This is a genomic window from Nostoc sp. UHCC 0252, from assembly GCF_034931145.1.
In the GTDB taxonomy this organism is placed as follows: domain Bacteria; phylum Cyanobacteriota; class Cyanobacteriia; order Cyanobacteriales; family Nostocaceae; genus Nostoc.
The window spans coordinates 1,971-11,076 of record NZ_JAYGHE010000125.1 but is presented as its reverse complement, the minus strand read 5'-3'; the positions used below and the strand labels follow the sequence as shown (position 1 = coordinate 11,076).

Here is a 9,106-nt window from a genome sequence, read left to right as displayed (position 1 = left end):
ACTGTAGCTTTAATGGATCTGCCGTCTGGAGTGGGAGATTATTTTAAGGATTTTGTTCAAGATGTGCAATCGTCAAGCTTGGGCTATCGCATTACTATGGTATCGGTACTAGGCAGAGTCAAAGACAGCGTAATTCAACTCAAACGATTAATAGAAGCTTGTGGTAATCAGGTTGATTATGTAGTGGTGAGAAATTTGTATTGGGGTGAAGCCGAAAAAGCGTTCATCAAGTACAACTCATCTAAAACCAGACAATCTGTATTGGAGTTAGGAGCAATAGAGGTAGATTTTCATCCGATTGTAGATAGAGTTATCGATAGAATTGATTCACTTGACGCAGGCTTTACAGAAGCAGTGAACTATGAAGGAATAGAGATTTCCGTTATGGGCAGGTTAACTGCATGGATTACTAGAAATGAGCCGGAGTTGATTAAAGCTGGCTTATTTTTAAGGCTTGAAGGCGCAAAATCCAGAAATTCTCAAACCCTAAAGCAAGTAATAATTTAAGGGATTTGAATGTAAATTAATTAACCGCTTAACTCCGGTAAAATCTCTCTCAAGAGCAGCGTAACGCTAGAGCAACTCAGAAGCATTCATAAGCAGATACACAAAAGTGTTATTGGTAGGAGAAATACAACATGGGCGAGGCCAAACGGCGGAAAACGTTAGATCCTAATTATGGAAGAGTTCGTCAGTCTCCCAAAAACAATGTACAAAATGATATATCGCCTCTAGTAAATGCCTTAATTAATTTACCTAACAATTTATGTTGGGAGCTTTTTACTGCGGGAAACTCTAGCGATTGGTTGGGAGATGAAATCGAGATTCCCATAGACAAAGATACCCAATCAATTATCTCAAGATTGTTCTGCCAGGATCACCTCAGCCCGATTGATGCACAAACTGTTGAAAATATATCTACTGTCTGTTCAGTTCAGAGGCAGAATAATCATGAGATTTGGTGCGACTTATATCGCATATTTTGTCTTGTGGATGAGGAAATTCTCCTCAAAGTTCTAAAAAATAAATCTTTAGAAGAAACAGACTACTCACTGCGCTCAATGATTCTGTTTGAAATGGCTTGCCCATGTATTCTCGATGACGACGAGGAGTTTTGGTCGGATGACACCTCCCCAACCCCCACAGAGATTTCAAACTTTTTATTCGAGCGCCTGTCCAAAGAGAAATACAGTAATACTGAGGTACAACAATTGAAAGCGTTTTGCTCTCGTGTCGGGTCGCTATTTTCTCGAAAGTGGGCAGAACACTGGTTTGAACAAGATTTAGAAGCTGACTTTGAAAACGAATTTTAGTGAGCTTTGAAGTTATTTTTCTTCTGTTGACAGATGACAGTTGCTTTACGGCTTTAATACATCAGGCTGGCTGGCTTTAAATCCATTACTGGGGGTTAATGGGTTCATGACCATTTACCTGTGTGATTGACCTGTATGGATCGTCCAGTAAATTTGTTTATCTATTTAATTACCGTTAGTGGACGGAACCGAAAACAGGCATTTTGGACGAATGGTAGTCCTAACTATCACATTATTAAGCTTGTCTGCACTGGGAAATGGTACGAAAGTCGCAATTATTCCATGAGGCAACCCCTGCTGTAGGTAAAGGCTACAACTGGCGCAGTATTTTGATAGATTTACAGTTAAAGATTCCGGTTAAGCCTGGGCTGCATCCCTAGACAGCCAGTTTTGGAAGATTTTATCTCGCCCATCGTCAGCGTCAACCACACGATAAACTCGCTGGCGTTCGCCCGTGCCATCTCGACAGATGTATTTCAATTTCAGCCCTATCTTCTTCAGCAATCGCCTTAAGATAACGATGGGGCTGTCATTGTCATTGAGGGTAATATCCAGAACGGTTTTCACCTGCCACTTCACGCTCAAGGCATTGTTAGCCATCTGTACTAGGTCGGCATCAGTTCCCCGGAATTCGCGATCGCCGGCGATGAAATTGGGGATGTTGAACAGTTCCAAGGCATGAATTACCAAACCCAGTTGACCACCGTTAAAGTCTGGTAGCCATGCGCTCTTGCAGGCAAGCATCTTTTCACCCAGTTTGCGATCGCGGTCAGCGACTTTCGCTCTGCCCAAGGTCAGGTAAAAATGCAATCTCAATTGTGGGTAATAACCTTGATCGTCTTTTTTGACGAGTTCCGAGGTAACATCCACACCGTAACGCTGTTCTAGCTTATATTTGCGCTCAATGTGGCGTTCAGTTGTGGTTTTAGCCCGTTGTTGTTGTAGCGCCGAATATTTGGCAGCAGTCATATCAGTTGTATCGGCAGCAGTTATATCCTGACATTCACCGTTGTAAACTTCATTTGTTTGGGCGGTGATTTCGTTGTTTAACTTTTTGCGAATTTTGTTGTCATTGACATCGACAATGTTATGGCCTTCGTTGCCTAATTCCTCTAGTACAGTGTCGCGGTAATGAATCATACCCGCATTGATCCGACAGGCCATTTTGCCAAAAACGTTTAAGGCAGTGCGGTTAATGTTGATTTCATCGCCGTCAATGATCAATGAAGCATTTTGTAGCAGCTTCAAGTTAGCTTGAAAGCGTTTATGCTCACAGGCTAACAGGGATTTGAGGTTAATTGCTCCATTGCCAATCTTTCCTAAGCCATGACTGGCTACCCAAAGATGACGCGGTATCGCCTCTCGGACACGGGCTAAGGCTTGGCGAGTGGCATTTTCTGGTGCTACTCCCCGGAAGCATCCCCAAACACTGGTAAAATGCCCCCAAATGTCAATGCTGACCCCTGTGCCGATGGATGGGGAGGCCAGCACAATGTCATATTCCAGCAGCACTTTGTTTAATCTTGAGATGCAGTTGTAAGCTTCGTGTTGCGGGTCGGCAATCGTTTCGGAGTCAATACGAAGGATTTTGCGATCGGGAAATTGTTTCTTTAACCTCGCCTCTAAGACTTTGGTTCCCCATTTAGATTTAGCTTTTTGGCAATCAACGGCAATAAAGGGCTTACCCCCGGTTTTGATGTGGGCTTCCAGGGCAGCTAACCAATTAACCGGGGTAGTTTGTTTGTAGTGGTAAATGTTCCAGGGTTGACCCTTCCAGTTGTTGACGACAACCCAAGGGGTAACTTGGGTTTCTGCTAGACCCATGACCATTTCCGGCGATAAATCAGATAAGTCAGCATCAGCCAGGATGACTTTACCGCGTCCAGGGGCGAAGGCGTTTTTGAACAACTGTGAAAGTTGGTTGAGGACTTCGACTCGATGCTTCTTAACTTCAGTGTTGGCAGAGAGCAAATGCCAGATCACCTGCTCGGACTCGTCAATGATTACTAGCGGTTCTTTCCAGTAAAGGGCGTTAAATCTGGCTTGACCGTTGGGGTGTAAACTGTCTACACACAGCGCAAAACCAAGTAAAATCCCGGTTTCGCTGTTTCTGACTTCGGTGATGTAGGGGATGCCTAGCCGATCCGCGATCGCTTGGGCTAACTGTACCCTGTGCGATAAGAGGATAACGGGTTGACCGTTGGCGATCGCCTCAGCAACGATCGCGGCAAATGACTCGGTTTTACCAGAACCTTTAACGGATTTGAGTAAAATCAGTTTAGCGGTTTCCGGGATGGTCAATGCTCCCAGGTAACGCTGATTGAGGACGAGTGCCGCCTCAATTGAGAGTCGGCTGTACTCTTTGACCTGCCATTTTTCTTTTGTCAGTGCTAGTTTTATAATTTCATCAGTAACAGCTGGCCCCCTAGCAGCGATTAAGTCATCAATGCCTTTTTCGGGGTAACTCCACTGTGTCACTAGGACTTGACAGCCGCACTTCGTTAACAGTTTAGCGGTTTGGCTAATGGCAATATTCACCCGTTGAACTGTTTCTGGCTTGGTGTCGTGGTCAAAGCAGATGATGAATTTACGTCCAAGGGTGGCGAAGTGTTGCAACTCTGGAATTAGGTGTAAATTACCTGTGGGTTGCCCAAATTCATCTTTGGGATTGCGGTAGCCACTGTTTATCCCAGGAAGGGCGATGGCTGCATAGCCCAATGTGAGTAATGCCCCTGCTTTTTTGGCCCCTTCACAAATCACAACTGAGATGTTGTACTTCCATACCCAATGCCAGAAGCCTAATGCCCTATCTTCATCGCTAATGGTCAAGTCATATCGTGCGGCCACACTCTCCCAGATGTGATCTGGTACTGCCAGGAAGAATGCCCGTGTTGGCACTCTTAGGGGATGTTCATACTTGATGAATTTAAGAACTTTGTTCAGGTCGCGCCTGGGGTGGTCGGGCTTCATGCCGCCCCACATCATGGGGCTATAATCGTTAAGCGGGTCAACGCCACTGCACCACCAGTTATTACCTTCTATGTGGCGATACTTCTTGAGTACCCCGTCTCTGAGTCGTCCATCGTTACGGCGGGGGACGTTTTGACCATAGAACAGGTAATCGTAGGCGGCAGTACCCGATACGGAAATGACGTTTAGCGCAATAATTCCAGGGTCAACAGCACTGGCTAACCATTCATTCCAATGGTGCGCTTCTATGTCAGAGGGACGGGATATGATCTCGTACCTCTGTGTAACTTCAATTTTTTGAAGTCCATAATTACTATTTTTCACAGCTTTTCCCTCAAATACGTTGTTTTTCAGTATTTGGAGGGGGTTATCGCGCTGCCATACCTTATATCTACATAAATCGCTGTATTGCTCGAATTTTGCCCAATTTTGGTTTTTAAAACAAAGATTTGATGACTTTTTTAGCCAAAATCTGCCAACAGAAGCACACCAAAGTTGCCACAGCTATCGATATAATAGTGTGAAGGCAGCACGGACTAAATCTCATTTCCAATCAGTGGTTTTCTAAGCTTCCCAACTTTTCTGCCACTGCTTTGGTTTGTTTGAGATCCCCTCTCCGGCTCCAGTAAATGGAATATGAGTCTAAATCTCGGATGAAGCGTCACTACTTACTAGCTAGTGGCGCTTTTGTCCGTTTATCTTTTGATACTTTTGTATATTTACCTCCGTGTACGCTTCATTTCAGTACTTGCCTGATCTTACAGAACAATCGAACACTTGACATCCAACTCTAATACGAATTTTCATCCCCTAAAGTACGGTTTTGAGATCCAATTTTTAGACTGGTTTACCGTAACATTACTTAATAAAATCTGTACTTTTGAAGAGAGAACGTAAGAATTTGTGATTATCTCTAAGTTCCGGTTGGTGTTTTGGTCATAGAGGATGTTTGAAAAGTCCTTTTGTCAGTAGCAAAACGTTCTAGATCCCCCTAAATCCCCCGATAAATTGGGGGGCTAGGGGGGATCAATAAGTGCTTCAAATCACAGCTAACAACTTTTCAAACAACCTCATAGGGTGTGATCACTCTATTCTGATGATTCTGACTTCTTAGCTTTACTAGCTTTGTATTTTTCTAGCCATAGCTTGACAGCCTCTTCCATTGCATCAACTTGGGAAATTTCTAAGTCAGTACAAGCCATCTTGAATTCCTTGACCACCTCCTTGCTGATGTATCCACTCAGCTGTGCATAGCTTGGGTCGTTTCTTCGTGCCACAACATCATCTATCATTCATTACTTCCTAAATCATACGAGTGTGTTTACGTTTTTTGCAGTAAAACTGTAAACTAGTTGACGCGCTGACTAGTTTACGTGTAGTATAGCATCATCAAGCCAAAAAATGCCACCCAACAAAGGCTAGAGTTGCCGGAAAGTGATGCTATGGCTTGCCCCCTACTGGATATGTGGATTTAAAGCGATTTAGCCTCTAAATTCTCCAAATCCAGAAAAATCAAGACTTTAACAATTATCTGAACCATGACAGCTATATATTCCAATGCCAAAAATTGGCTAGTTCAGGCAGACTTGTTAGCCAAATCAGGGCTAACTGACCTCATCGCCGGAAAAGACTCAGGTGCAGGGTATGGGAAGGCAATCATCGGTGATTTTTCGATCATGATGCCTGCCGTATACTCACTAGTTCGCAACCGCAACATCATGCACCACGAAACCATCTCAAAAGATGGGGCATGGCTTCGATATGTAGAAGGAACGCGCCTGGACTTAAAAGACGTTCAAATCTTCTGGGGCAGTGCGGCTCTAGCGCAAAGTGACCACACCTTGCTACACGAAGACAAAGCCAAAAAAGCAGAACTGGCACTAGAAAGCATCCTTGCAGACTTAGCAGTTCTGAATATTCCCGATGGGGTCAAGCTAGAAATTAGTTTGAGCAATCACAACCCCGAACGCTGGGGAGATGAGATTAAGCGCAGAGTTGAAGGGACTCACACCTTTGAACATCTGCACCCTGTAACCCGTTCCATTGTCAGCAAGACAGTTGAAATCGTTGTTACTGGCATTTATCCAGAAGGATTTGGGAGCATTGCCCACTGTTTATTCGGTGAAGCGTCCCTGGTACTTGACCCCTCAGAATTAGCGATCGCACTCGATATCGGTTCATCAACTTGGTTGATTACCGTGTTCAACGGCAGTGGTGCAGTGATTGACAGACACCTGATAGAGGGTGGAGCCGGTGAACTGCACACCATGATTGCAGAGGCACTAGACAAACGAAACGACCGAGTGAGTCTGCTGTCCAAGGATGTGAAGCACTCGCCCAGTCTCGTTAACCAGGGAATTGTAGAAGGCACTTTCACTTATGGAGGGAACCACCTGACAGGCAAGAAATTTGAAACCGAGTACAGCCAGTGTCTAGATGAGTGGTGGAGTAACAGGATTGAGAAATTCGCCAACTTTGTAACTGCTGGTAATTATCTAGACCGAGCGAAATACCTTGTCGCCTGGGGTGGTGGTGTTTCCTTGCCAGTGGTGGATCAGAACCTAGCCGGTTTAGGTTTTGTGGTCTTGAATAATCCCCAATTCATCAATGCTTTGGGGTTGAAGCTATTAACTCAAATTGCATTCGGAGCTTAATCAATGAATTACGAATCTCGGCGTATAACCATCTCCTATCTAGCAGTAATTGAATTGTGCAAGATGTTTGATTTACCCCAGGACGCGCCAACACAAGCATTATCAGCAGGTGTAGAGAAGCTGATTTTTCAACACGGCAATGTGCAACCATCACCAAAACCCGAAACTTCACTTTCTACACAGCCCAATAAATCGGCACTTAGCGCAATGGTCACTAATTTTAAAGGGGCAGCATGAGCAGAACCACATTTAGAAACACGGTTTTAGGCATTGGTGCAACAGCAGCAGCGATCGCTTTTGGCTATTTCGGAGTGCAGTACTTCGGCAGAAACAATATGTTTACCATCGCCGCAGCTGTCGGGGGTGGAGGGGCTATCAGCTATGTACTTCAAAGGCCGAGTCAGCCAGAAGCGCCAAGCACTGACCCAGAACCCCAACCCACACCGATGAAAACCCAAAGGAAAGGGAAAAAGTTATGAGCGACCAAGAAACCATGCAGACACAGCCAAGCCTAACGACCACCGAAATCATGACCATCATCCTGGGTTGCGAACAAACTCTAAGGTTTGTGCAAGCATCTCCCAATTACAAGCAAATCGAAGCCTCCGACCGATTCAGTACATCGAATGACTTAAAGATGGGTGATGCTGTGCAAGCCTTGATGGAGATTCACGAAGCAATCCTAAATATCGAGTTTTATTCGCAAGTTGAGGGACAAACTTATGCTTTCAATGACAGCCTTGCAACGTAACCACCTGTACCAATTCCGTGGTCAACAATTGCGCTACAGCCACCGTTCTAATTGTCGAGTCAATGCCCCTTTCATATTTAATGACTCGAAAGCTAGACGCTTTGAATTAAGTCAAAACCAAGTGCAGAGGGAGGTTTTTGAACTTGTTGAGTTTTGTGAGAACTGATGATGAAGCGATCGCACCTGCCGGCAAGCTTGGCGATCGCCTAATCAGGATGTATCTCTCGCCGCAAAAACGAAAGTACACAAGGATTCTAACAAATGACACTTGACTACAAAAATCCCAACGATTGGGGCAAATCACCTCTGACTGACCGCGCTTTGAGATTAGAGCAATTCAAAGCGGAAAATCCTGAAGAATGGGCAGCAAGGATCTCAGCAGATATTGAGGCACTTTCCACACCAATATTCGAGAGTGAAGATTACCCACCCTTCACTGGAACCGAATTCTTAGCAACTCATGAAACCATTGATGACCATCCATACTCTGCTGCATTTGGTCAATTCTTGGGTAATGGGATTGATGCGGACATTGCAAATACTTTGGCATTTGGTGAGAAAAGATTTGATTTAATTTCTGATGATTTTGACGACCCCATAAGGCAATTAGCAGCGAGAATTTATAGCCGATTTGAAGACATGGGTTATTGGGATGAATTGCCCCAAGAGTCGAGCGATATCGACTACGACAACATACCTTATTAGGAGATTAAGCAATGGACTTTGCAATACGTAATCCGGTAGTTGGTCATAGTTCGCATATTGATGAAAAAGCACAAGCATGGGGAGGGTTTGAGTCTGATATTCTGGGGTATCTCTCTGATATAAATAAGCTTGAACAATTCGCTGACTATGCGAATAATGCCCAAGAACTATCTGACCGATTAGAGCCTTTCTTAGATAACGCCAAGGTCGTCTTTGAGGCGATGGAGAAGCTGACCAAAGGACAAGTTACCTGGGTCGAACTTCGTAAACAATACGGCTCTCATGTAGCGGGTGCTATCGCCAAAATTCGCAAACTCAATTCGGAATTTGATTCAGAGATGAGTAAGATAGATGCCCAAGATAGAGCCGACTTGTTGCGAATTGACCAAAAGCGTAAACACGCTTTAACTGAAGTTGCAGCCCAATTACACCACGATTTGCAAGCGGAATTGTGGAGGCATGAAAACAAGATTAACGGTATAGAAAATAAGCAAACTGTGCAAGCCGAAAGGCAAGCAATTACTACGGGATTAAGAGAGAAACGACAACAGCTTTTAGCCCGTGCGCGGTACGGCTCAAGGGCATTAGAGCCAAATCAAATACCCCAGGAAGTGATACCAGTTACTAGCCAAAATCATGCACCAGCATCAAGTGTTTCTGCAACAGGAACAGTTCGCGGTTGGGGTGCAATGTTGGGTAATTTATGGCAGAAA

10 protein-coding genes and 1 pseudogene are annotated in these 9,106 nt (G+C 44.5%); 9 read left to right on the top strand and 2 right to left on the bottom strand.

The genetic code is table 11. From position 1 onward, the window contains the following. Both VB732_RS34340 and VB732_RS34335 read left to right on the top strand, forming a co-directional pair. Positions 1–507, top strand: a pseudogene (locus VB732_RS34340) (chromosome partitioning protein ParA); the annotation flags it as partial. 131 nt (positions 508–638) lie between these two features. Then, a complete protein-coding gene (locus tag VB732_RS34335) occupies positions 639–1,313 on the top strand; it encodes a hypothetical protein (RefSeq protein WP_323235287.1) in 675 nt (224 codons plus the stop codon). Between the two features lie 357 nt (positions 1,314–1,670). Here VB732_RS34335 and VB732_RS34330 read toward each other — a convergent pair whose 3' ends face one another. Both VB732_RS34330 and VB732_RS34325 read right to left on the bottom strand, forming a co-directional pair. Next, a complete protein-coding gene (locus VB732_RS34330) occupies positions 1,671–4,607 on the bottom strand; it encodes a plasmid replication protein, CyRepA1 family (protein ID WP_323235286.1) in 2,937 nt (978 codons plus the stop codon). Positions 4,608–5,371: 764 nt separating this feature from the next. Then, on the bottom strand, positions 5,372–5,575 hold the full coding sequence (locus tag VB732_RS34325) for a hypothetical protein (protein ID WP_323235285.1): 204 nt from the start codon (positions 5,573–5,575) through the stop codon (positions 5,372–5,374). Positions 5,576–5,821: 246 nt separating this feature from the next. Between VB732_RS34325 and VB732_RS34320 the strand changes: the two genes are divergently transcribed. The 7 genes from VB732_RS34320 to VB732_RS34290 all read left to right on the top strand — a co-directional run. Beyond that, a complete protein-coding gene (locus tag VB732_RS34320) occupies positions 5,822–6,937 on the top strand; it encodes a ParM/StbA family protein (protein WP_323235284.1) in 1,116 nt (371 codons plus the stop codon). Positions 6,938–6,940: 3 nt separating this feature from the next. After that, entirely contained in the window at positions 6,941–7,174 is a 234-nt protein-coding gene (locus VB732_RS34315) for a hypothetical protein (protein ID WP_323235283.1), read from the top strand. After that, positions 7,171–7,416 (top strand): hypothetical protein, encoded by a 246-nt coding sequence (locus VB732_RS34310; RefSeq protein ID WP_323235282.1) that lies wholly within the window; start codon positions 7,171–7,173, stop codon positions 7,414–7,416. Before VB732_RS34315 ends, VB732_RS34310 begins: the two co-directional genes overlap by 4 nt. Then, positions 7,413–7,688: a hypothetical protein gene (locus tag VB732_RS34305; RefSeq protein WP_323235281.1), complete on the top strand. Its 276-nt coding sequence runs from the start codon at positions 7,413–7,415 to the stop codon at positions 7,686–7,688. Before VB732_RS34310 ends, VB732_RS34305 begins: the two co-directional genes overlap by 4 nt. A 143-nt stretch (positions 7,689–7,831) precedes the next feature. Further along, entirely contained in the window at positions 7,832–7,960 is a 129-nt protein-coding gene (locus VB732_RS34300) for a hypothetical protein (RefSeq protein ID WP_255264462.1), read from the top strand. Further along, positions 7,950–8,393 carry a hypothetical protein gene (locus VB732_RS34295; RefSeq protein ID WP_323235280.1) on the top strand — a complete coding sequence of 148 codons (444 nt, stop codon included), beginning with the start codon at positions 7,950–7,952 and terminating at the stop codon, positions 8,391–8,393. Before VB732_RS34300 ends, VB732_RS34295 begins: the two co-directional genes overlap by 11 nt. A gap of 11 nt (positions 8,394–8,404) precedes the next feature. Beyond that, the coding region (locus VB732_RS34290) for a hypothetical protein (RefSeq protein ID WP_323235279.1) at positions 8,405–9,106 on the top strand (702 nt) is incomplete at its 3' end.

Excerpts from the sequence above, each read along its gene's own strand:
- VB732_RS34305 (WP_323235281.1), top strand. The coding sequence starts at position 7,413 with ATGAGCGACCAAGAAACCATGCAGACACAGCCAAGCCTAACGACCACC.
- VB732_RS34310 (WP_323235282.1), top strand. The coding sequence starts at position 7,171 with ATGAGCAGAACCACATTTAGAAACACGGTTTTAGGCATTGGTGCAACA.
- VB732_RS34315 (WP_323235283.1), top strand. The coding sequence starts at position 6,941 with ATGAATTACGAATCTCGGCGTATAACCATCTCCTATCTAGCAGTAATT.
- VB732_RS34320 (WP_323235284.1), top strand. The coding sequence starts at position 5,822 with ATGACAGCTATATATTCCAATGCCAAAAATTGGCTAGTTCAGGCAGAC.
- VB732_RS34295 (WP_323235280.1), top strand. The coding sequence starts at position 7,950 with ATGACACTTGACTACAAAAATCCCAACGATTGGGGCAAATCACCTCTG.
- VB732_RS34325 (WP_323235285.1), bottom strand. The coding sequence starts at position 5,575 with ATGATAGATGATGTTGTGGCACGAAGAAACGACCCAAGCTATGCACAG.
- VB732_RS34335 (WP_323235287.1), top strand. The coding sequence starts at position 639 with ATGGGCGAGGCCAAACGGCGGAAAACGTTAGATCCTAATTATGGAAGA.